The sequence below is a fragment of the Collinsella aerofaciens genome, assembly GCF_028209885.1.
In the GTDB taxonomy this organism is placed as follows: Bacteria; Actinomycetota; Coriobacteriia; order Coriobacteriales; family Coriobacteriaceae; genus Collinsella; species Collinsella aerofaciens_BA.
The window spans coordinates 17,958-40,948 of the sequence record NZ_JAQLEM010000013.1 but is presented as its reverse complement, the minus strand read 5'-3'; the positions used below and the strand labels follow the sequence as shown (position 1 = coordinate 40,948).

Sequence of the window (22,991 nt, the reverse complement as noted above, 5' to 3'; positions counted from 1 at the left end):
ACCCTCTACGTTTCCCCAAAATCGAAAGGCTTCCATGAATCCCAGGACTAAATCTCAGGACATTCGCGACTTGAGCCAAAACGATATTCGCGAGCTTGTGGCCGAACTTGGCCAGCCCGCCTTCCGCGCGAAGCAGCTCATCGAATGGGTCTTTGAGAAGAACGTTTGTTCGTTTGACGATATGACCAACCTTCCCAAGGCTTTCCGCGAGCAGCTTAAAGAGGCTTTTGCCTTTGACACGCCGACTGAACTCACCAAGCAGGTTTCCAAAGATGGCTCTCGCAAGTATCTGCTCGAGTACCACGACGGCGTTTCCGTCGAGACCGTCGGCATGCCCCGTCGTAACAAGCTTTCCGTCTGCGTTTCCACCCAGGCAGGCTGTGGCATGGGCTGTGCCTTTTGCGCTACCGGTCTCAACGGCCTCAAGCGCTCTCTGACCGCTCAAGAGATCGTCGACCAGGTACTTCATGTATCCAACGACTTTGGCGAGCGCGCCACGAGCGTTGTCTTCATGGGCCAGGGCGAGCCGTTTGCCAACTACGACGAGGTTCTCAAGGCGCTGCGAATCCTCAACGACCCCGATGGCATCGGTATCGGCGCTCGTCACCTCACTGTCTCTACCAGTGGCGTTATTCCCGGTATTCGCAAATTTGCCGACATCCCCGAGCAGTTCACGCTTGCCGTTTCTCTGCATTCCGCCATCCAGTCGACGCGAAATAAGCTCATGCCCGGTGTTAAGAAGTACACGCTGCTTCGCCTTCACGAAGCGCTTCAGCTCTACACCGAGAAGACCGGCCGCCGCCCGACCTATGAGTATGCCATGATCGAAGGCGTCAACGATACGAATCCCGAGATGCAGGCGCTCTGCGACTTCTGCGAGGGAACGCTGTGCCACGTTAACCTGATTCAGCTTAACGACATCGAGGGCAGCCCGCTCAAGCCGTCGCCGATTCATAAGGTTGAGGATCTTCAGCGTCGTCTTGAGTCCCGTGGCATCGAGACCACGATTCGTAACTCCCGTGGTAACGATATTGACGCCGCTTGCGGACAGCTGAAGCAGCGCTTCAAAGTTCAGAAGAACGCATAGGGGAGTCGCACCCCAAAACGTTTCATGTGAAACATCGAACGGCCCCGGTTACAGGAGATGCAACCGGGGCCGTTTTATTTATTGACCTTAATTTTGAATCAGCTGCTACCTGTCCCATTTTTTACGGCCAAAATAAGGGGTCCTTGCCTCGTGAATCAGACAAGGACCCCTCAAAATATGCTAAGTAATTGTTAGGTACCTAATAGCCTACATTTTCCCATTGGTTACTAACCCAACCTTGATTAATCTTGGGATTCTTCGTTACCTGAGCCGTACGCATGGCAACATCTTCTGTCATAACATCCATTTTCTTCTTGGATGTATCGACAATATCTTGCGCACTACGAAGCAAACGACCTCGAAGTTCATCGTCTGTCGCGATCTTATAGCCAGCAAAGGCACCAGCCGCGACAGTCGTCGCCAATGCAATCGCAGTTATAATCCTATTCCTCATCTTGGCCTCCTTGATCAAACTGAATCATTTCGCCAAGAATACGAGAGAGCTCTTCCTCGTCTTTAAACTCAATCTCAATCTTATTCTTTCCACGCGAGCTCTTAACACGCACGTTGGTATTAAAAACCTGACGAAGCACGCGGGCAGCCTTTTTAAAAGACTGAGGCGTTGCAGGCCTCGGCGTCTTAGGTGTCTCTCCGGCAGAAAACAACGGAGCAAGATTTTCTGTCGCTCTTACGGAAAGGCCCTCTGCAACAACCTTCTCTGCAAGTCGAATTCGAGCGTCCTCATAGGGAACTGCAAGAATCGCACGTGCATGACCAGCAGTAAGTTTGCCCTCAAAAATCATCTGCTGAACAACTTCAGGGAGATCGAGAAGGCGCAGCGAGTTTGTAATTGCAGAGCGTGACTTGCTGACTGCCTTCGACAATGCCTCCTGGGTCATACCGCTGGCATCGATAAGCTGGCGATAGCCCTTAGCCTCTTCGACGGGATTCAGATCAGAACGCTGAAGGTTTTCGATCAGAGCAAGAGCCAGCATCTCTTCATCATTAACATCTTTAATGATGACAGGCAGCTCCTCAAGACCAGCAAGCTTTGACGCTTGGTAACGACGCTCACCAGCGATGATCTCATAGCCGTTTCCATGCTTGCGAACCAAAAGCGGCTGCAAGACGCCATGTTCTTGGATTGATTCGCTCAACTCACGAAGTTCAGTTTCGTTAAAGTGAATTCGCGGCTGATTAGGGTTGGGAACGATATCCTCAATAGGTAGTTTTGTTTCAGATGCGGCATTCGAAGCCGATGCAGCCGAACCACCGGTCTCATACTCGGCCTCTGAGACCAAAGCATTGAGTCCACGTCCCAATCCGCCACGTTTCTTTACACTAGGCACGCTTGATCACCTCTTTTGCAAGGTTCATATATGCTTTTGCACCCTTATTTTGAGGTGCATAGGTAATTACCGGTTCCCCAAAAGACGGAGCTTCGGAGATTTTAACCGTACGGGGGATCAACGTCTTAAATGCCTTATCACCAAAGTACGATTGAACCTCCTCAACAACCTGATTCGATAGAGAAGTACGCGAGTCATACATGGTCATAAGCACACCGTAGGTGTCTAAGCCCTTGTTCAGACGAGATTTGACCATCTTCATTGACTCAAGCAGCTTCGTAACGCCCTCGAGTGCGTAATACTCGCACTGGATCGGAATCAAAACGCTGTCTGCTGCGGTCAAAGCGTTGATAGTAAGCAGGCCGAGCGAAGGAGGGCAGTCAATGAAAATAAAATCGAACTCGTCCTGAATCGGCTCAAGCAAATCTTTGAGGCGGGTTTCACGAGCAATTGCGCTTACGAGTTCAATTTCCGCGCCTGCAAGCTGAATTGTAGCCGGAATTACGAATACCTTTTTGCAATTTGTATCAAGAACAAGCGATTCTGCCGGCACATCATTCAACAATGCATCATAGATGCAGTGATCAAGGTCTTCTTTTTCAATTCCGAATCCACTGGTGCTGTTTCCCTGCGGATCAAAATCGACAATCAGTGTCTTACGACCCTGCTCACCCAGTGCTGCTGCAAGGTTTACAGCCGTCGTTGACTTACCGACGCCGCCTTTTTGATTGATGATTGCAATGATACGCGTGTCTTTTGCGCTCTTAGAACGCTTAACGTCGCGAAATCCCACGGTCCCTCCTGGTGTGTATTAAAGCTGTCAAACGGAGGATGTTTCACGTGAAACATTCCGAATCGATAGCAACTGCTATGTTTCACGTGAAACACTGCAAGCTGTTAGTATCCATTATGTTTCACGTGAAACATCTAGGCAAGCGGATTCTTCTTTGCCATGCCATTTGCACGAGGCAATGAAACGGATGCTGAATGACTCTTCTTAAGAACAATGAACTCCCTGTGACCCAAGCCTTCAGGCAAATCAATTGCGTCATTCAGAAGCAAAGTGAAGCCGCAAATCTTAGCTGCTGACATGCCGGAAGCAAGCTCCTCATCCGAAGGATTGCCCTTGGTGATAACAAATAGCCCTCCATCCTTCAGGTACGGAGCCGCATACTCAACAAGAATCGGTAGAGGGGCCAGTGCGCGGGCGGTTACAACGGAGAACTGCTTCTTATGGCTTCGAGCATATTCTTCAAGACGATCATGAACCGCATGGGCATGTTTCAATCCAAGAGCATGGACAAAGGAATTTACCGCATCAACCTTCTTGCCAACAGAGTCAATATAAGTAGCTTTACGATGCGTGGTTATGGTTAATGGAATACCAGGGAAGCCCGCACCTGTTCCCATATCGAGCAAAGCTCCCTCAGGAGCCTTGTTGATATAGGGGAGCAAAACAAGTGAGTCAAGGATATGAAGTACTGCAGCATCTTCTACGTTAAGAATACGGGTGAGATTGGTTGTCTTATTTGTTTCTAGAACCAAATCCAAATGCTGAATACATTTCCTCAGCTCAACATCAGTTACGCTCAAGGAATACTCTTTGCAATAGAAAGCTAGACGACTCAACATCTCGTCAGCTTGCTGATCAGTAAGTACTAACAACGAAAGCTCCTTTCTGACAAAAATCAGCGTATCGAGAACTTTTGACAAAAAAAGGGGACGTGGAAACCACGTCCCCTTAGCATAAACTCGAGTAGATTATCGAGCAACAATCACCACATGGCGATCAGGGTCAGAACCCTCAGAATGAGTATCGACGGCATCATTGCCACGAAGTGCAATGTGAACCAGTCGACGCTCGTAGGCATTCATGGGCGGAAGCGAAACACTCTTATGAGTGCGAATGGCACGCTCGGCAGCAGACTGAGCCATGGAGGCAACCTTGTCCTGACGGCGGCTCTTGTATCCCTCGACGTCCACTACAACCGGATACCTAAAGCCAAGTTTGCGGCTCACCAGCAAAGAGAACATAACCTGAAGGGCATCAAGGGTGCGACCATGACGGCCAATGAGAACAGCAAGGTCGGGAGCCGTTACATCCAAAATCAGCTCACCCTCGTCGCCCTCATACTCATCGATAGGAGAGTTGGCGGCATCGAAGTGCGAAAGGATGGAACGCAGGATGGAAATAGCAACATCGGCAATGGTGTCGAGCTCCTCATCGGTCAGCTCTTCACCAGCCTTGTAGCGCTGTGCAATCTCGGGATAATCGCCCGCGACCTGCGGGGCAACCTCCTCAAGCATATCCTCGATGATCTCTTCAGACATAACGTACTCCAAAAGTTAGGTACCTAAATAAGATTGATATCCCACTACTTCTTCTTGTGCGGGCGCGGCTTCTTCTCTCGACGAGTGACCTCAACCTGCAGCGGAGCGTTCTTAAGACGCTCCTCCTCATCGGCCTTCGCCTTGTCGATGACCTTCTGCGTCACAAAAATCTGCTGGATAACCTGCCAAGCAGACGAGACGTCGTAGTACAGCAGAACACCAACGGGAAGGCTCCAGCCCATCCAAAGCATCATGACCGTCATGACAACGGCCATCATACGCATGCTCTGAGCCTGCTGGCCGGTCTGGTTGCGCGACATATAGAGCTGCGGAATCAGGGTCAGGACGGCGAACAGGATAAGGCAAACCAGCGCAGGCAGTGCAACCATAAAGCCATCGGCAAAGGAAGCACTCGGCGTGGTGGTCAGGTCGGGCAGGATGTTGAAGAACGAGAACGTGCCGTCGTTAAAGTACTGCGGCAGGTTGCGCAGCAATGTAAACAGGGCGAACAGGATAGGCATCTGAATCAGCAGCGGCAGACAGCCAGCCATGGGGTTGAACTTGTTCTCGCTGTAGAACTTCTGCATCTCCTCGGCCTGACGCTGGGGATCGTCGGCATAGCGCTCCTGGATCTCGAGCATCTTGGGCTGCAGCACCTGCATGCGAGCCGTCGACTTGGTCGACTTGAGCATGAGCGGCGTCAGCAGCAGACGGATGATGACCACCAGGATGATGATGGACAGGCCCCAGTCGACCGCAAAGGTCTGGATGAGCTTGAGCAGCTCGAAAAGGATGTTAACGATCCAATCCCACATGTAAGTTTTCCTCCGATAGCGAGTGCCCGCTAGGGCACAGGGTCATAACCGCCGACGTGCAGGGGATTGCAACGAGCGATGCGCCTCACGGCAAGCCAGCAGCCTCTCAAAACACCGTGCTTCTCAATCGCCTGGATGGCGTATTGCGAGCACGTTGGGTAATAAATGCAGGCGTCAGGCAATAAGGGCGAAATAACCTGTTGATATATGCGAATAGGAGCGATGGCAACACGTCGCAAAACGTGATTGCTCATCGCTCCTCCCCGGCAACGCCGGCGCGCTTCATAAGCGAACGCAACGCCTTGTCCATCTCCTGCGGCGAGGAAACCCTCGTCTTGGGAGTTGCAAACAAGATGATGTCATAACCCGCAACGGGAAATCCGCAGCTGCGGGCGGCCTCGCGCATCACACGCTTAGATCGGTTACGCACGACGGCACAACCGAGTCGCTTAGCACCAACGAAGGCGACCCTTCCGGAGTCGCCTTCGCCAACCGATTCACATATGGTCATTCGAATCAGAGGGTGATTGAAACGACGCCCCTGACTGAACACATGCTCGAAATCTTGCCGAGACTTAATAGTCTTCATGCGAGATGTGTGTATCGCTGCTAGACAGTGAGACGCTTGCGGCCCTTGGCGCGACGACGGGCGAGCACGGCACGACCACCCTTAGTGGCCATACGGGCACGGAAGCCATGGGTCTTGGCACGCTTACGCTTATTAGGCTGATACGTACGCTTCATCTTAAGTTCCTCCTGCTGCATTTCGAGTGTCCGCGGGGACGCGGACGCAGATATAGACACGTGAGCTTGAAGATTGTAGGGAAATCAATGTTCAAATGTCAAGAAATCAAAGGTAAAAGGTTGCGCAGTTCACACGGTTCCCCCATAAGCACAACCGAAATTTGCGCCTCATGGCAACCTTTCACGATATTTCATCGAGTTTTCAACAGGTCATGTTGGCAATGTTGAGAACTTTTCGCCCGTTTTCCAAAGTTTTCAACAAGTTTTGAAAAGTTGTCGAAAGATGAGAAACGTTGCACGGTGAGCTACTATTTGTCCGAAACCTTTTGAAAGATTGTGAGCGGCATGTCTGACGACTTTTACACCATGGTCGATTCCGGAGACCCGGCACCCGACAACGAGCACATCACCGGCGTGCGCGAAGAGCGTGCGGAAGGCGAGCAGACGACCACGCAGGCGCCAAAAGCCATGTACGCCGCGCGTATCGCCGTCTATGACGACATGCTGTCGACACCGCGTGTGATCGTCATTGATCCGCAAGATGTCCGCACGTATTTGGAAGAGACTACCAACACCGTCTACCAGTGCATGAAAGAACAAGGTGGCCATATCTCGCTCATGGTCATCCGCGAGATTGTCGAAAACTTTATCCACGCACACTTTGCCGAGCCCATCATCTCGATTCTGGACGGCGGAGACACCATCCGCTTTGCTGACCAAGGACCCGGCATCGACGACAAGGAACGTGCTTTCGACTTTGGCGTTACCAGCGCAAACAGCAAGATGAAGCGCTATATCCGTGGAACCGGAGCAGGGTTTCCCATGGTGCAGGAGTATTTGGAAAACGCCGGCGGTGCCGTATCCATCGAGGACAACATGGGCAACGGCACCGTGGTTACGGTAAGCCTGAACCCTAAACGCGTGCAGGAAATCGAGCGTGCCGGCGGACGCGGCGCTGCCGTGCGGCCCGAGACGGAGCAGCCCACATATCCCCTGCCGGGAGCTTTTGCGCAGCAGCCCATGGCAACGCAGCAGATGCAGCCCACCGTGGGACAGATGCAGCAGCCCGGAATGCCTCCTACACAAGAACCCCAAGCGGCATCGATGTCGATGCCGCCAAGCATGCCAGAGGCCGTGCCGCTGGCGGATCAGGATGCAGCAGCAATGCAGCAGGCGACGGGCGCACCGGGTGGCCAGCAAATGGGCTATCAGCCGTACCAACAAGGATATCCATATCAGCAGATGCCGCCACTGGGGTACGGCCAGCAGTTCCCGCAGCAGTACCAGCAAGGATATCAGCAGCCGTACCAGCAGATGCCGCAGCAGCAGTACAACCCCTGGGCCCAGCAGATGCCTCCGCAGCCTTACCAACAGTGGCCTCAAAGTTTTCAACAGCAAATGCCACCGATGCAGAGTTCTCAACAACCAGCAGCTCAAATGATGTATCCTAATGCAGCAAATCAGCATGCGCAGCCACAACCGGACGTGTTCGTAAGCGATCGCGGCAACGCCGCGCTGGGCTATCTGGCGCAAAATCAAGCGTGCGGTGCAACCGATCTGGCGAGGGCGTTTGGAAACTCGGCCCCCACTTGGTCACGCACGCTCAATGACTTGGCGCAGGCCGGCTTGGTCATCAAGCATGGCCAGAAATACCATCTGACCGAACTCGGCGCCGCTCGCGTGCGAGCTCAGAGCTAAAGAACGGGGGAGACAGTGGACGAGGAAGCAAGCATCATCCTGGGGGATGCCATCGCCTTTTGCCAGCGCGACGGCCAAGATGCACGCCTCATCAACATGCTGGGGCAATCGCGCGCCATAAGCCTGACCGAAGATACGCTCACGATCGAGGCCCCCTCGCGCTTTGCCATCGCGCAGCTCAAAAAGCATCAGCCGACTATTGAGGCCTATCTGGAAGAAATCGCCTTTGCACCGATCGCGCTCGACATCGTGGCACCGCAAGGCGCCGCGACGGAATCCGCTGCCGCCACGGCGCCCGCCACGGCGCCCGCCACGGCTCCCGCTGCTTCCCCGGCGGTGCCGGCCTCCGCAGGCGACGCGTCGACGGTCGAGCACCAGCACAGCGATGTTTCCCGTGAAACCATGGCACCGTTGCCGACCGCGGCGGCGACGCCAACGAACGCGCCCGTCGCGCACATGCCCATCGCTCACGACGCAGCGGCGGGCGCGGATTCGGGCATTGCAATCAAGAACACGCTCTCGGCCGACGATTTTCGTCGCATGATGAACCAGATGAAGGGCGGAGCGCCGACTAAATCCACGCAAGCTGCGGCCCCCGCTTCACCCATGCCAGCACCGACCGTGCCGGCCGAGCAGAATACGGATGGAGCCCCGCTCGCCGCGAACTCAAAATTTACCTTTGAGAACTTTGTCTACGGCCCCGAGAACAGCCATGCCTATCGCTCGGCACTCAAGTTTGCCGCCCTCGCGGACGAGCGCGGCACATGCACATCCCTGTTCATCTATGGCAAATCGGGGCTGGGCAAGACCCATCTGCTGCTCGCCATCAAAAACGAGCTCGCCGAGAAGTCGCCCGAGATCAAGGTCAAGTATGCCAACTCCCAGGCATATCTGGACGACCTGATGACCGAGTTCGACCGTCAAAAGAAGAGCAACGCCCCCATCATGCAGGCGTACCACGGCGTGGACGTGCTCATCATCGATGACATCCAAAACATCATCGGCAAGCGCGCGAGTGTGGACTACTTTTTCCAGCTCATGGACGAGTTCATCCGCAACAACAAGAAGGTCGTCATCGCGGCAGACCGCGCCCCCAAGGACCTGAGCATGGACGAGCGTCTGACCAGCCGCTTCAACGCCGGAATGCTCTGCCTGGTCGCAGAGCCCAGCTACGAGATGAAATACAAGATCTTGCAGCGCTATTACGAGAACACCATCGTCGCCGCTCCCGAGGCGGGCGACGACTCGCTGCTGGCGGCCTATGGGGGCGACGGCGGGCATCTGACCGACGAGCACTTTAAACACATGGCCGAGGTCTCGGGCACCAACATCCGCGAACTCGAGAGCTTTTGCGAGCGCTGCGCCGGCGAGGCGGGCGACCGCGAGCGCGAGGGCGGAGAGCTCACCTTTGACGATATCGATGCCATCGCCAGCCAGTACTTCGACACATCGGCCAAAAAGATCAACGTCCAGACGGTTCAGTCCGTCATCGAAGAGCAGTACGGCGTGACACACGAGGAGCTCATCGGCCCGCGTCGCAACGCCAATATCGCCAAAGCACGCCATATCGCTATCTACCTGGCCATCGAGATGTGCGAAATGACGACCACGGCGGTGGGCGCCGAATTTGGCAACCGCAACCACTCGACCGTCAGCACGAGCTACAAAAAGGTCCAGAAGATGATCCAGGAAGACCGCACCGTCACCGAAGACCTCAAGTCGCTGCGCGATAAAATTACACTGCGCTCGTAGGGAAATAGAGACACCTGTTGAAAACTTGTCGAAACCACGGGCATAAGGTGTCTAAAACCCAACCCGCGGTGATGAAAAGTTTTGCGCAGGTTTTGAACGTGGAAAACCACCCCTGTTGCACACAGGTTGCTGTCGATTCTCTTTCTGGGTCTGACCTGCGTCTTTGGGAATAATCAACAGTTTCGTCAGTGCTATTACTATTATTAAGATATTTATATCTATAGAAAGGTATTAAAAGATGAAGTTCACCGTCAGCCAGAGCTCGCTCACACAAGCCATCGGCGTCGTTATGAAGGGTGTCGCTTCGGCATCCACCCTTCCCATCCTGTCGGGCGTGCTCGTCAAGGCGCAAGACGGCATCTTGGAATTCCAGACCTCTAACTACACCATCTCGATCCGTCATCGCATCGCGGCGCATGTCGAAGAAGAGGGCGAGATGGTTATCCCCTGTAAGATGCTCTCCAATATCACCAAGACCCTCCCCGATGCCCCGGTCACCTTTGAGCTGTCCGAGCGCCAGGTGCTGATTGGTTGCGAGAAGAGCTCTTTTAGGCTGAACACGCTCGATGCCAATGACTTCCCCGAGTTTCCGGCCTATGCCATCGAGAGTGCCGTGGAGCTGCCGACCGATATCTTGTCCGAGATGGTCGGGCGCGTATGGCGCGTCACCTCGACCGACAAGGCCCGCCCCATCCTGGGCGGCGTGCACATGAAGGTCGAGAACAACACCGTGCGTCTGGTGGCGACCGATTCCTTCCGCTTGGCCGTGTGCGATACGCAGGTTGAGACCTCGACCCTCGAGGGTTCCTTTGAGCTCAACGTTCCGGCTGACGCCTTTAACGACGCGCTGAACATCATGGCCAGCCAGGCGACCATCATGATCGGGGCTACCGACACCCAGGTCGTCTTCGAGGCCGGCAACACCACCTACGTGTCGCGCCGCATCGAGGGCATGTATCCCAACTACAGGCAGCTCATCCCCGATTCGTGCGTGACGAGTGTCAAGATCGATGTGGCCGCCTTCAATGCCGCCCTCAAACGCGTGGCCGTTATCGCGAGCGCCAACCCCGCCGTCAAGTTCGAGATCGACGTCGAGAACGGCCAGATGGGCCTGTCTTCCATCTCCAACGACCAGGATCTGGCGCAGGAGACGATCGATGTCGAGGCCGAGGGCGAGTCGGGTACCATCGCCTTCAACTACCACTACATCTTCGGCTGCCTCAATGCCCTGTCCAAGGAGAAGGAGATCACGCTGGAGCTCAAGAGCTACTCGCAGGCGGGCATCTTCAAGTCCTACGACAAGATCAACTACCTGTACCTGGTCATGCCGGTCCGCATCTAGCGCTGCGCCATGACCATGTTCGCCCGCGATCTTTCCGTCGCGCACTACCGCAGTTTCGAGAGCTATCGCCTTGCCCTGGACGAGGGCGTGACGATACTTGCGGGACCCAACGCGGCGGGAAAGACCAATCTCATAGAGGCACTGCAGCTGCTGACGAGCGGCGCCTCGTTTAGGCATCCGACCGCAGCCGAGCTCGTCCATGACGGCGTGGGCTCGTGCAAGGTCGAGCTGAGGCTCGAGGGCGACGGCCGCGTGCTTGATATGGGATTGAGCGCGGAGGACGGTAAGCGCTCGTTTAGCCGCAACGGCAAGAGGTGCTCTGCCGCCGGTGTGCGCGGGGTTCTGCCGAGCGTGCTGTTTTGCCCCGACCATCTGGACATGGTTAAGCGAGGTGCCAGTGTGCGCCGCGCCGCCCTCGATGACTTTGGCATGCAACTGAGCGCACGCTATGCCGATCTTGCGAGCACCTATGGGCGCTGCGTGACCCAGCGTAATGCCCTGCTTAAGGAGACCTGGTGCTGCCGCGAGATGCTCGGCGCGTGGAATGATTCGATTGCCCGCGCGGGCTCGGCCCTGCTCGTGCACCGGTTGGCCCTGCTCGACCGGCTGGCGGGCCATGTGCACGCTGCCTACGGGCAAGTGGCATCCGGTGAGGCTGCCAACGTGACCTATACGTCCACACTGGGGGATTTGCCCCAGGTCGAGGATCGCGAAGAGCTAAAGGGCTGGGCGTACGAGCGCATGCTGGCTGCCCTTGATGAACACGCCGACGAGGAAATTCGCCGCGGCGTGACGTTGGTGGGACCGCATCGCGATGAGATTGAGTTTACCGTGGCGGGTCGCTCCGCCCGTTCGTTTGCCAGCCAAGGACAGCAGCGAACGTTGGTGCTGGCCTGGAAGGTGGCGGAGGTGGCCGTGGCTCGCGATGTCCTGGGTACCGCCCCGCTGCTGCTTTTGGACGACGTGATGAGCGAGCTCGACGGCGAGCGCCGCGGTGCTTTTCTACGGTTGATCGGCGATGATATCCAGACGGTCATAACCACGACCAACCTGGGGTACTTTACCGATGACCTGCTTGATCGAGCCAAGGTGGTGAGCATGGGTGAGACGTGCTAATTACGAGCGCGAGAGCGAAACGGTTGCCTTCAGTGGATTTTTGAACGCAGAGCGTCAGCGCATCCTGGCGGCCGCGACGCCTGAGCGCCGCGCGCAGATGGAGGCTGCAGAGGAATCTCGCGCGGTCTATCGCGCGTGGAACGCGGTGTGCTCGGGCACGCGCGAGGGGCGGCATGTGACGGGCCTGCGCTACCTGCCCGAGTCCAATGAGCTGCTGGTATATCTCGATTCGCCCTCGTGGACGCAGGAAATGACGCTGTTGCGCGAGATCATCCGCGCGCGCATGGAGCGCGCCGGTGCGCATGTGGATGGCCTGGTGTTCAAAACCACCGCGCCCGGTCACACGCCGCCCGCTGCCAAAGAGCGTCTGCGTCCTGCCGTGGCCGAGCGCCCGCCGGCTCCGCATGCTGACCTAAGTGAGGCCGAGCGCACCGAGATTGAGCGCCAAGTGGCGCCCATCGAAGACCAAAAACTGCGCGAGGCCCTCGAGAACGCCATGAGAGCCAGTGCCGAGTGGGCCAAGGGCGTGCAAAGCAAAAAAGAGCCTTAAATCGCATCTGGTGGCCTTGTAGAGCCAAATACCCTCGTTCCCGAGGGTATTTTTTTACGATAAACTAGTAAGGCTGTACACATTTTCTTGACTGAAGGAGGACGTGTGGCAAACGAAAACGATTACGATGGCGGCGAGATTAAGATTCTCGAAGGTCTCGAGGCCGTTCGTAAGCGCCCGGGCATGTATATCGGCTCGACGAGCGCCAGCGGTCTGCATCACCTGGTGTGGGAGATCGTTGACAACTCCGTCGACGAGGCCATGGCCGGTTTCTGCACCGAGATCCAGGTGACGGTCCACGCCGACAACTCCATCACGGTCGTCGACAACGGGCGCGGCATCCCCGTCGACGAGCACCCTGTTAAAAAGATTCCGACGCTCGAGGTTGTCATGACGATCTTGCACGCCGGCGGTAAGTTCGATAACTCGGCCTATAAGGTCTCGGGCGGCCTGCACGGCGTGGGCATCTCCGTCGTCAACGCACTGTCCAAGCGCGTGGTCGTTCAGGTTCGTCGCGACGGCAACACCTACGAGATGGAGTTCTCGCGCGGCAAGACCGTCAAGAAGATGGAGGTCGTGGGCACCTCGGATTCGACGGGCACCACCGTCACCTTCTGGCCCGACGACGAGATCTTCGAGACCTGCATTTACGATTTCGATACGCTGCACAACCGTCTGCAGGAGACGGCGTTCCTCAATAAGAACCTCAAAATCGTGCTGACCGACGAGCGCGAGGCGACTCCCCACGTGGAGGAGTTTTGCTACGAGGGCGGCATCATCGACTTCGTCAAGTTCCTCAACGAGGGCAAGGACGTCCCCGAGGCCTTTAAGGAGCCCATCTATATCGAGGGTAAATCGGACCCGGACGCACCTGTGGCCAAGATGGGCGAGGTCGAGGTTTCCCTGCAGTGGAATAGCGGCTACGGCGAGAACGTCATGTCGTTTGCCAACGACATCTACACCCCCGAGGGCGGCATGCACCTTGAGGGCTTCCGCACCGCGCTCACCCGCGTGATCAACGACTACGCGCGCAAACAGAACCTGCTCAAGGAAAAAGACGCCAACCTGACCGGCGACGATGTACGCGAGGGCCTTTCGGCCGTTATCTCGGTCAAGCTGCCCGACCCGCAGTTTGAGGGCCAGACCAAGGCCAAGCTCGGCAGCTCCTATATGCGCGCGCTCACGCTCAAGATCGTGACCGACGGCCTCGCCGATTACTTGGAGGAGCATCCCAAGCCCGCCCGCGAGATCGTCAAGAAGGCGCAACAGGCCTGCAAGGCGCGCAACGCCGCCCGCAAGGCGCGCGAGGCGACCCGCCGCAAGAGCCTGCTCGAGACGGCGTCCCTGCCCGGTAAGCTCGCCGACTGCTCGGTGCGCGATGCCGAGCTGACCGAGCTCTTCATTGTAGAGGGCGACTCGGCAGGCGGTTCGGCCAAGGACGGCCGTCGCCGAGACATCCAGGCGATTCTGCCCCTGCGCGGCAAGATTTTGAACGTCGAACGCGTTGGTGACCATCGCGCGTTCTCGAGTGACACCATCCAGTCGCTGATTACCGCGATCGGCTGCGGCGTCACGACGAGTGCCGGCGACGGCGGCGACTTTGATATCACCAAGGCGCGCTACCACAAGATCATCATCATGACCGATGCAGACGTCGACGGTGCGCATATCCGCATCCTGCTGCTGACGTTCTTCTACAAGTACATGCGTCCGCTGATCGATGCCGGCTACGTCTATGTTGCCTGCCCGCCCATCTTTGGCATTAAGGTGCGCAACAAGATCCACTACGTGTATCCCAATGGACGCCAGCCCGAAGACGAGATCCTGCGCGACACCATCCAGAGTCTGGGCCTGAACCCCGACGATAACGACGAGGACGGCAAGGCCAAGGACGGCAAGATCACCAAAAAGCGCAAGGGCTATACCGTCCAGCGCTACAAGGGCCTGGGCGAGATGGACCCCAAGCAGCTTGCCTCGACGACGATGGATCCCAAGACCCGCATCCTGCAGCGTGTGTCGATCGAGGACGCCGTGGTGGCGGACCGAGCCGTGCGCGAGCTGATGGGTTCCGAGGTCGGCTATCGCCGCGAGTACATCGAGAAGCATGCACATGACGCACGATTCTTAGACGCCTAATCCCTGCGGCTTTCCCAGCCACCGCACCTTCGCCCTCAATCGTCGGTCGCGTACCCAAGTACGCTTCCCTCCTCTTTCGGGCGAATCTGTGGCACCTGGAAAAGCCGTCTCCGTGGTTGGGAACTAATGGACCACGCAAACCATGAGGAGGTAACGTGGCAGACGATATCAACAATAACGAGGGTATGGACGAGGCCGGCGATGCCGGTATGCCCGATGATCTGAAGCGCCTGCTTGCCCGTGCTGAGCAGGGCGAGGACGGCGATCCGGACGCCTATAACCCCGATGCCGATGATGATGAGGAAGAAGACGACGCCGAGCTCGAGGAGAGCTTTGGCGAAGTCGATCGCGGCGCCTCGGCCGGCGAGGATATCAACGGCGGCCAGCTCCAGATTTCGGAGTTCGGTCGCGAGATGAAGCAATCGTTCATCGAGTATTCGATGTCGGTTATCACAGCGCGCGCCCTGCCGGACGTGCGCGATGGCTTAAAGCCGGTGCACCGCCGCATTCTGTACGCGATGAACGAGAGCGGCATCTACCCCAACCGCCCGCACAAGAAGTCAGCTTGGACGGTCGGCGAAGTTATCGGTAAGTACCACCCGCATGGTGACTCTGCGGTCTACGAGGCCATGGTCCGCCTGGCACAGTGGTTCTCCATGCGCACGCCGCTCATCGACGGTCACGGCAACTTCGGTAACATCGACGGCGACGGCGCGGCAGCCATGCGTTACACCGAGAGCCGCCTGGCAAAGCCCGCCATGGAACTGCTGCGTGACTTGCAGAAGGATACCGTCGACTGGCAGCCCAACTACGACGAATCGCTCGCCGAGCCCGTGGCGCTGCCTGCGCGCTTCCCCAACCTGCTGGTCAACGGCAGCCAGGGCATCGCCGTCGGCATGGCCACCAACATCGCTCCGCATAACCTCACCGAGGCGATCGAGGCCACCTGCTACCTGATCGACAACCCCGACGCCACCGTCGACGAGCTCATGCAGATCATGCCCGGTCCGGACTTCCCCACCGGCGCCATCATCATGGGCAGCGCCGGCATTAAGCAGAGCTACGAGACCGGCCGCGGCTCCATTACCGTGCGCGCCAAGGCACACGTTGAGTCCACCAAGACCGGTCGCAGCCGCCTGGTCTTCACCGAGATTCCCTACATGGTCAACAAGGGCACCCTGCAGGAGAAGATTGCCCAGCTCGTCAACGACAAGCGCATCGAGGGCATCTCGGATATGCGCGATGAGTCCAACCAGAAGGGCATCCGTCTGGTCATCGAGCTCAAGAAGGGCGTCATTCCGCAGGTCGTGCTCAACAACCTGTATAAGTACACCTCGCTGCAGACGACCTTCGGCGCCAACAACCTGGCGCTCGTCAACGGCGTTCCCAAATGCCTGAGCCTGCGCGAGATGCTGCAGCACTACATTGACCACCAGGTCGACGTCGTTACCCGCCGCACCCGCTTCGACCTTAAGAAGGCCCAGGCGCGTGCCCATATCCTCGAGGGCTACCTGATGGCCCTTGACCATATCGACGAGGTCATTAGCATCATCCGCTCCTCGCAGACCGACTCCGAGGCCAGCAGCCGCCTGATCGAGCGCTTTGGCTTTACGCCCGAGCAGACCACGGCCATCCTCGAGATGAAGCTGCGCCGCCTGACCGGCCTGGAGCGCGACAAGATCCAAGAAGAGTTGGACGGCCTGCGCCGCGCCATCGCCTACTACGAGGACCTGCTGGCGCATGAGGAGAAGATCCTGGGCGTCATCAAGGAAGAGATGCGCGAGATCTCCAAGAAGTTTGGCGACAAGCGCCGCACCGAGATCAGCCAGGTTGAGAAGGACCTGGATGTCGAGGACCTCATCGCCGACGAGGACATGGTCGTGACCATCACCCACACCGGCTACGCTAAGCGTATCCCGGTGGCTGCCTACCGTGCCCAGAAGCGCGGAGGCAAGGGTGTGTCGGGCGTCAACCTCAAAGAGGACGATGTTATCGACGAGATGTTTATCGCGTCCACGCACGAGTACGTGCTGTTCTTCTCGAGCAAGGGCAAGGTCTATCGCCTGAAGGTGCACGAGCTGCCGGTGGGTACGCGCCAGGCGCGCGGTACCGCGATCGTCAACCTGCTGCCCTTTGAGGACGGCGAGAAGATCGCGAGCGTCATCAGCTGCCGCGAGTTCCCGGCCGACGAGTACCTGATGTTTGCCACTAAGAGCGGCATGGTCAAGAAGACCGTGATGAGCGCATATGACCGCAGCCGTCGCGACGGCCTGATCGCTATCAACCTGCGTGACGACGACGCGCTGCTGAACGTGCGCCGCGTGCGCGAGGGCGACAAGATTATCCTGGCCACCACCGCGGGCAAGGCGATCATGTTCTCCGAGGAGCAGGTACGCGCTACCGGTCGCGATACCAGCGGCGTTCGCGGCATTAGCATGAAGGACGGCGTGAGCGTTCTGGGCATGGAAGTCACTAACGGCAACGGCGATCTGTTCGTCATCACCGAGCGCGGCTACGGCAAGCGCACGCCGGTTGCGGACTACCCGGAGCAGAATCGCGGCGGCCAGGGCGTCTACACCATCCAAATGACCGAGCGTAAGGGTAACCTCGCGGCCATGAAGACAGTGGGCCCGCAGCACGAGCTATTCATCGTGACGGAGGGTGCGACGGTCATTCGCGTCAAGACCGACGAGATCAGCCAGACTGGCCGCGCTACCCAGGGCGTCAAGATGATGACCGTCGACGACAACGACCGCATCTGCGCCGTAGCCCGCATGACGGCCGCCAAAGAGAGGCCCGAAGGCGAAGCCACAGAAAACGGCTCTGCTTCCGAAGAAACCCCTGTCGATCTAGGCGACGGCAACGACATGCCAGAAGATCTCCTCGACGAGTAAGAGGCCCTGGCTGGTAGAAAATATCAGACCCCAAATATCGGCGGTCGGCGCACTGCGCGCCGACCGCTTTTTTGAAAACCTTGGGACTCGTGTTCGCCCCGGTCGCACGGCGGCATGTGAAGTCGATCGCGAGTTCCGCACGAGCCAGAGAGCACTTAATGTGCTCTCTGCGCGAGTCAGGACTGTCCGAGCAGGCGACTTCACATGCCGCCGTGCGACCGGGGCGAACACCCTTCAAAGATTTTCAAAAAAGTTGTTGACGCGCGCGTAACGACTCGTCTAATATATCCCTTGCGCGATGGACCTGTAGCTCAGTTGGTTAGAGCGTCCGGCTGATAACCGGGAGGTCACAAGTTCGAATCTTGTCAGGTCCACCATCAAAACTGTGAAGAGCCCTGGGGCGTTGCCTCGGGGCTTTTTTCTTGTCTGCGATAAATCTCATTTTGGTTTTGTGTGCTGTGCGAAAGTTTGGGTAGTATAGCTATTCAATGCGGCGGACTGCCGCGTGTTAACCGCTACGTACCGGAGGTGTTCCATGGTTCGCGTCGACATAGAGACCATCGTCATGGCCGCCGGTCCCGTGCCATCGCTTATCGTGCTTCGCGAGCGCTGCAGCAAATCGGACTCGCCCGCGCCACTGCGTTCCCTTTCCATTCAAACTGGTTCGTTTGAAGCCGCTGCCATCAGCCGCGGCATCGATAGCGGCCGCGCCGAGCGCCCGATTACCCATGACCTGTTGCTCGATACTGTTGGCGCCCTGGGTGCCAAGCTCGAACGCATCGAAATCGTTCGCGCCGAGCCGCCCGTGTTTTACGCGACGGTTGTCGTGTTGGCCGATGGCAACGAGCATAAGATCGATGCGCGTCCCAGTGATGCCATTGCCCTTGCCGTGCGCAGCAATGCCCCTATGTTTGTGGAGGACGACATCATGAATCGCCTGGGTACCGTTTCTGCCCATGCCGAGGAAGTTGACGACGAGCGGGAGTTCGAGAAGTTCGACGAGTTCGTCCATACGCTCTCCCCCGATGACTTCTAAATGTGGGGCGGCCAGGCTGCGGAGCGTTCGCTGATGGCCGGCGGTATGTCGGCTGAGGCGGCGGCCATTGCGCGCGAGGCCCAGATGCGCTCGGAGGCTTCTGAGGCGGCTCGCATTGCCTATGTGACGCAGGCCCGCACGCTTCGCGAGCGCCGCGGCTCGTTTATCAAGATGGTTGTCGTCTCCGCTCTTGTCGCGGCAATCTGCTCGCGCCTTCGTGGTACAGTTGGTGCGCTTGGGTTTTCGATCTCTACGGGCCTCGTGATCTGGGGTGTGGTCGATGCGGTAATGCTGACCAGTCAGATCAAGGTGCTCGACAAGCGCGCGGCGGACATGATGCGCGCCCGCGACGCTGCCGCCAAGATCGCTGCCGAGGCACAAGAACTGTAACGACGCCGGACTCGATGGGAAGGTCTAAAGATGGCACAGGATATGCAGGACGCCGGTAACGTCTCCGCCGAGCTCGACGCCATGGTGTGTGACCTGATTGGTGCGTTCTTGGACGACCTTGCCGCCGGCGAGAATCCGGGCGTAGTTGTGGCGATCGAGGACGCTGCTTCCAACCGATATCTGGCGGCGCTCGATGAGGACGGCGAAGAGGCGTGCCTGGAGGCGGCCACCAACTTTATCTCCGAGCACAAGATGGGCCTTAAGGACGAGGGCCTGGGCCGTATCGCCCGCTATGCCATCGGCTATACCGGCTGCGTCGAGATTGACGGCGGCTACCACGATGCTCTGCTCGTGAGCTTCTTTGAGACTACGCTCGAGAGCGGTTTTTCGGCATATGTGCTGTATGAGGGCATGGGCGCCGGCGATGGTTTTATGTGGAGCGACCCTGAACCTGCAGGTGAGGAAACCCCTCTCATCTAAAATCGCTAAAATAAACGAGTTTTCGGTAAAAGGCTCAATATTCCCGCTGAGCGTTGTATCGCTGGGCGGGCCGCATACGCGTGCCGTTTGTATATGGATAGAAGATAGGGGAACTACATGCGCGTAGACAATCTGAGGAACATCGCCATCATCGCCCACGTCGACCACGGCAAGACGACGATGGTCGACAAGCTCCTGCGTGCCACGGACGCCTTCCGTGCCAACCAGCAGGTCGAGGACCGCGTCCTGGATTCCAACGACCAGGAGCGCGAGCGCGGCATTACGATTCTCGCCAAGAACATCTCTATCGAGTACAAGGACGTCAAGATCAACGTCATCGACACCCCGGGCCACGCCGACTTTGGCGGCGAGGTCGAGCGCGTGCTGCGTATGGCCGACGGCGCCCTGCTGCTGGTCGACGCCTTTGAGGGCCCCATGCCCCAGACCCGCTTCGTGCTGCGTCACGCTATCGACACCGGCCTTAAGATCATGATCGTCATCAACAAGATCGACCGTCCGGGTGCTAACCCCGAGAAGGCCTACAACGACTGCCTGGACCTCATGGCCGACCTGGGCGCCACCGACGACCAGCTTGAGTTCGCCATGGAGCACGTGGTCTACGCCAGCGCCATGAACGGCTTTGCCCGCCTTGATCCCAACGACGGCAACATGGACATGTACCCGCTGCTCGACATGATCATCGACGACATGCCTGCGCCCGAGGTTGACGAGAACGCCCCGCTGGCCATGCAGTGCGTGACTATCGACCACTCTAACTTCGTTGGCCGTATCGGCATCGGTCGCGTGTACTCCGGCACCATCCACCAGGGCGACCAGATCCTGGTTGTCAAGAATGACGGTTCCAGCGCCACCGCTACCGTCAAGCAGCTCTTTACCTTTGACTACCTGGGTCGTACTGAGTGCCAGGAAGTCGGCGCCGGCGACATTGCCGCCGTTGTTGGCATCGACCGCACCGATATCGGCGATGTCTACACCGACCCCGAGAACCCCGTTGAGCTCGAGCCCATCGAGATCGACCCGCCGACCCTGTCCATCGTCTTTGAGGCTTCGACTTCCCCGCTCGTCGGTCGCGACGGCGACATCGTGGGCGCCCGTCAGCTCAAGGAGCGCCTGTTCAACGAGGCCGAGAACAACGTGACCATGAAGATCGAGGAGCTCGAGGACAAGAGCGGCGTCGAGGTCTCTGGCCGCGGCATTCTGCACCTGTCCGTTCTGATGGAGTCTATGCGCCGCGAGGGCTTTGAGTTCCAGGTCGGCCGTCCCCGCGTTCTGTTTAAGAAGGACGAGAACGGCAACAAGATGGAGCCTGTTGAGCAGGCCGTCGTCGAGTGCCCGGACGAGTACTCGGGCAAGGTCGTTGAGGTCTTCGGTACCTCCGGCGGCATCATGACGAGCATGGACACCTCGGGCATCGTGACGCACCTCGAGTTCAAGATCCCGACGCGCGGCATCATGGGTCTTAAGAACCGCATCATGAACGTCACCCACGGCGAGGGCGTGTTCTACCACACCTTCCTGGAGTATGGTCCTTACGCCGGCGAGATCGGTAACCGTCAGAACGGCGCCATGATCTCCATGACCACCGAGAAGGCCGTTGCCTACGCTTTGGGTACGCTGCAGGAGCGCGGTCAGCTGTTTGTTGAGCCGGGCACCGAGTGCTATGAGGGCATGATCGTGGGCGAGCGCAGCAAGGCTGGCGACATGGTCGTCAACATCGCGCGTACCAAGAACCTGGGCAACCAGCGTTCCTCGACCTCCGATATCTCCGTGCAGCTGGTGCCGCCCCGCACCTTCTCGCTGGAGGAGGCGCTGGAGTACATCGCCGACGACGAGCTGGTCGAGATTACTCCCAAGAACATCCGCCTGCGCAAGCGCCTGCTCAACGCCACCGACCGCAAGAAGGCCGCCGTCCGCGCCGGTCAGGTCAACAAATAAGCGCTGGACTTTATAGCGTCTAACAAGAAAGGGCGTCGACCGTAATGGTCGGCGCCCTTTTTGGTGCAGGGGGCAGGTTCGTTTGCGCCGCCACAAAGGTGCTTGGCATCTTTGTGGCGGTTAGCTGCTAAGCGGTGGGGAGTCCCGGCGTGTTAGTCGGCTGCTGCGGCTTGAGGCGGGCGTTGCGCCAGATGATCTGGATGATGTAGCCGAGCATAAAGACAAAGGCCACGCCGCTGATGAAGCCGCCTACGAGGGGAAGCCCTGTGAGGGCGCCTGCGGCGATGCCACCCACGGCTGCCATGGCGTAGCGGTTTTGGCTGTGTCCGACCATGCGGGCGATCGCGCACCCCGCAAAGGCGTTCGACACCAATGCGATGCCGATAACGCCGCACATGAGGGCTCCGGCAAGCGATAGACCAGCGATGGAGATAATCAGCAGTAGGACGGCGGGGACGATAGCAATCGTGCCCAGAAGACCGCTCACCCACAGGGGCGTGGGGCGCTGGTGGAGCATGCCGGCGGCGCTGGCGGTCGCGCGCGGAAAGACGAGCTCGAGTAGCAGGGCGACAAAGCAGGTGGAAAGCGCCGCGGCGACGGTGCCGCCGATGACATCGTTAACGGTGGAAGTATCCTCGTTTTCGGTGCGGTCGATCTTGAGCGCGCCGACCTCGGCTCCCGCGGCGCGCTCGGGGTCCTCGGAGACGTGCGCGTTCACGGTGCCGGTGATGTGGGCGTTCTTGCCCAGGATGAGCTTGTCGGCCCAAACCTCGACATCGCCATCGACGGTGCCATCGATGGTTACCGTGTCGCCCGCAAGCGCTGCCGACCTGGCGGAGCCGCGCAGAGCAACCGTCTCGCCCATCGCATAGAAACAGTTGGCGGTGCTACCGGTGTTGAGCACAACGTGCTGGCCGGCCACCGTGACGCTGCCATCAACCGTGGTCTTGGCGATGTCGATGGTGCGCGCCGCCAGGCGAATGGCGCCGCCTACGGTGCAGTCGCGAATCGATAGGCTCTCGCCCGCCGCGATAATATCGCGGCCGATGGAGGCATCGTCCAAGTTGAGGGCCTGGCCGGCCCAGTACAGGTCACCATCGACGCCGGACGGATTGGCGTCATTGTCGGTCGCAAGTACATTGCCTGCGGTGTCCGTGCCGGCGAACGACGCCGTGGGAAGCACGGTGATCGCCAGCGCGATGAGCGCGAATAGGATGGTGATGCGGCCCCACGCTTTACGGCGCTGGCTCGACGGGAATTGATTGCAGGGCATAGTGAATCCTTTGTTAGATACTCGGCATATACCTAACAGGGT

Annotated in this window: 22 protein-coding genes and 1 tRNA gene; 13 read left to right on the top strand and 10 right to left on the bottom strand. The window is 58.1% G+C overall.

What is annotated here, in order from left to right:
• Positions 1–34 precede the first annotated feature (34 nt).
• Positions 35–1,087 (top strand): dual-specificity RNA methyltransferase RlmN, encoded by a 1,053-nt coding sequence (rlmN, locus tag PMX21_RS04860; RefSeq protein WP_055287295.1) that lies wholly within the window; start codon positions 35–37, stop codon positions 1,085–1,087.
• Between the two features lie 199 nt (positions 1,088–1,286).
• Here the strand turns inward: rlmN and PMX21_RS04855 are convergent, their stop codons facing one another.
• From PMX21_RS04855 to rpmH, 9 genes are all read right to left on the bottom strand, one after another.
• The gene (locus tag PMX21_RS04855) at positions 1,287–1,541 is read right to left on the bottom strand and encodes a hypothetical protein (RefSeq protein ID WP_117848459.1); all 255 of its coding nucleotides are present in this window, start codon (positions 1,539–1,541) and stop codon (positions 1,287–1,289) included.
• Positions 1,531–2,436, bottom strand: a complete 906-nt coding sequence (locus PMX21_RS04850; RefSeq protein WP_198019880.1) for a ParB/RepB/Spo0J family partition protein — start codon at positions 2,434–2,436, stop codon at positions 1,531–1,533. Before PMX21_RS04850 ends, PMX21_RS04855 begins: the two co-directional genes overlap by 11 nt.
• Positions 2,429–3,229, bottom strand: coding sequence for a ParA family protein (locus PMX21_RS04845; RefSeq protein ID WP_022093800.1), 801 nt, complete (start codon positions 3,227–3,229; stop codon positions 2,429–2,431). Before PMX21_RS04845 ends, PMX21_RS04850 begins: the two co-directional genes overlap by 8 nt.
• A gap of 134 nt (positions 3,230–3,363) precedes the next feature.
• Positions 3,364–4,101: a 16S rRNA (guanine(527)-N(7))-methyltransferase RsmG gene (rsmG, locus tag PMX21_RS04840; protein WP_271758395.1), complete on the bottom strand. Its 738-nt coding sequence runs from the start codon at positions 4,099–4,101 to the stop codon at positions 3,364–3,366.
• 96 nt (positions 4,102–4,197) lie between these two features.
• Positions 4,198–4,767, bottom strand: coding sequence for a Jag family protein (locus PMX21_RS04835; RefSeq protein ID WP_022093802.1), 570 nt, complete (start codon positions 4,765–4,767; stop codon positions 4,198–4,200).
• Positions 4,768–4,811: 44 nt separating this feature from the next.
• Positions 4,812–5,582 (bottom strand): YidC/Oxa1 family membrane protein insertase, encoded by a 771-nt coding sequence (locus tag PMX21_RS04830; protein WP_006236192.1) that lies wholly within the window; start codon positions 5,580–5,582, stop codon positions 4,812–4,814.
• 29 nt (positions 5,583–5,611) lie between these two features.
• On the bottom strand, positions 5,612–5,836 hold the full coding sequence (gene yidD / locus PMX21_RS04825) for a membrane protein insertion efficiency factor YidD (RefSeq protein WP_082222962.1): 225 nt from the start codon (positions 5,834–5,836) through the stop codon (positions 5,612–5,614).
• The gene (rnpA, locus tag PMX21_RS04820) at positions 5,833–6,171 is read right to left on the bottom strand and encodes a ribonuclease P protein component (protein ID WP_006236191.1); all 339 of its coding nucleotides are present in this window, start codon (positions 6,169–6,171) and stop codon (positions 5,833–5,835) included. The genes yidD and rnpA overlap by 4 nt, the downstream gene beginning before the upstream one ends.
• Positions 6,172–6,191: 20 nt before the next feature.
• Positions 6,192–6,326, bottom strand: a complete 135-nt coding sequence (gene rpmH, locus PMX21_RS04815; RefSeq protein ID WP_019127408.1) for a 50S ribosomal protein L34 — start codon at positions 6,324–6,326, stop codon at positions 6,192–6,194.
• A gap of 345 nt (positions 6,327–6,671) precedes the next feature.
• Here rpmH and PMX21_RS04810 point away from each other — a divergent pair, with 345 nt between their 5' ends.
• The 12 genes from PMX21_RS04810 to typA all read left to right on the top strand — a co-directional run bounded on the left by PMX21_RS04810 (position 6,672) and on the right by typA (position 21,676).
• The gene (locus PMX21_RS04810) at positions 6,672–8,024 is read left to right on the top strand and encodes an ATP-binding protein (protein ID WP_271758393.1); all 1,353 of its coding nucleotides are present in this window, start codon (positions 6,672–6,674) and stop codon (positions 8,022–8,024) included.
• Positions 8,025–8,039: 15 nt separating this feature from the next.
• Positions 8,040–9,776: a DnaA ATPase domain-containing protein gene (locus PMX21_RS04805; protein WP_334204074.1), complete on the top strand. Its 1,737-nt coding sequence runs from the start codon at positions 8,040–8,042 to the stop codon at positions 9,774–9,776.
• A 238-nt stretch (positions 9,777–10,014) separates the two neighbouring features.
• Positions 10,015–11,118: a DNA polymerase III subunit beta gene (dnaN, locus tag PMX21_RS04800; protein WP_271758391.1), complete on the top strand. Its 1,104-nt coding sequence runs from the start codon at positions 10,015–10,017 to the stop codon at positions 11,116–11,118.
• Positions 11,119–11,127: 9 nt separating this feature from the next.
• The gene (gene recF / locus PMX21_RS04795; protein ID WP_271758389.1) at positions 11,128–12,234 is read left to right on the top strand and encodes a DNA replication/repair protein RecF; all 1,107 of its coding nucleotides are present in this window, start codon (positions 11,128–11,130) and stop codon (positions 12,232–12,234) included.
• Positions 12,221–12,784 carry a DciA family protein gene (locus PMX21_RS04790; protein ID WP_271748703.1) on the top strand — a complete coding sequence of 188 codons (564 nt, stop codon included), beginning with the start codon at positions 12,221–12,223 and terminating at the stop codon, positions 12,782–12,784. The genes recF and PMX21_RS04790 overlap by 14 nt, the downstream gene beginning before the upstream one ends.
• A 105-nt stretch (positions 12,785–12,889) precedes the next feature.
• A complete protein-coding gene (gene gyrB, locus PMX21_RS04785) occupies positions 12,890–14,920 on the top strand; it encodes a DNA topoisomerase (ATP-hydrolyzing) subunit B (RefSeq protein ID WP_117769723.1) in 2,031 nt (676 codons plus the stop codon).
• A gap of 185 nt (positions 14,921–15,105) precedes the next feature.
• Complete coding sequence (gyrA, locus tag PMX21_RS04780; protein WP_271758412.1) at positions 15,106–17,814, top strand: DNA gyrase subunit A; 2,709 nt, start codon at positions 15,106–15,108, stop codon at positions 17,812–17,814.
• Positions 17,815–18,114: 300 nt separating this feature from the next.
• Positions 18,115–18,191, top strand: a tRNA-Ile gene (locus tag PMX21_RS04775).
• Between the two features lie 158 nt (positions 18,192–18,349).
• The gene (locus tag PMX21_RS04770) at positions 18,350–18,850 is read left to right on the top strand and encodes a bifunctional nuclease family protein (protein WP_138374279.1); all 501 of its coding nucleotides are present in this window, start codon (positions 18,350–18,352) and stop codon (positions 18,848–18,850) included.
• A 33-nt stretch (positions 18,851–18,883) separates the two neighbouring features.
• The gene (locus tag PMX21_RS04765) at positions 18,884–19,240 is read left to right on the top strand and encodes a hypothetical protein (protein WP_271758387.1); all 357 of its coding nucleotides are present in this window, start codon (positions 18,884–18,886) and stop codon (positions 19,238–19,240) included.
• A gap of 30 nt (positions 19,241–19,270) precedes the next feature.
• The gene (locus PMX21_RS04760; RefSeq protein WP_089572580.1) at positions 19,271–19,720 is read left to right on the top strand and encodes a hypothetical protein; all 450 of its coding nucleotides are present in this window, start codon (positions 19,271–19,273) and stop codon (positions 19,718–19,720) included.
• A 117-nt stretch (positions 19,721–19,837) separates the two neighbouring features.
• A complete protein-coding gene (gene typA / locus PMX21_RS04755; protein ID WP_006235837.1) occupies positions 19,838–21,676 on the top strand; it encodes a translational GTPase TypA in 1,839 nt (612 codons plus the stop codon).
• Positions 21,677–21,803: 127 nt separating this feature from the next.
• Here typA and PMX21_RS04750 read toward each other — a convergent pair whose 3' ends face one another.
• Complete coding sequence (locus PMX21_RS04750; protein WP_195239984.1) at positions 21,804–22,949, bottom strand: DUF8173 domain-containing protein; 1,146 nt, start codon at positions 22,947–22,949, stop codon at positions 21,804–21,806.
• Positions 22,950–22,991: the final 42 nt, after the last annotated feature.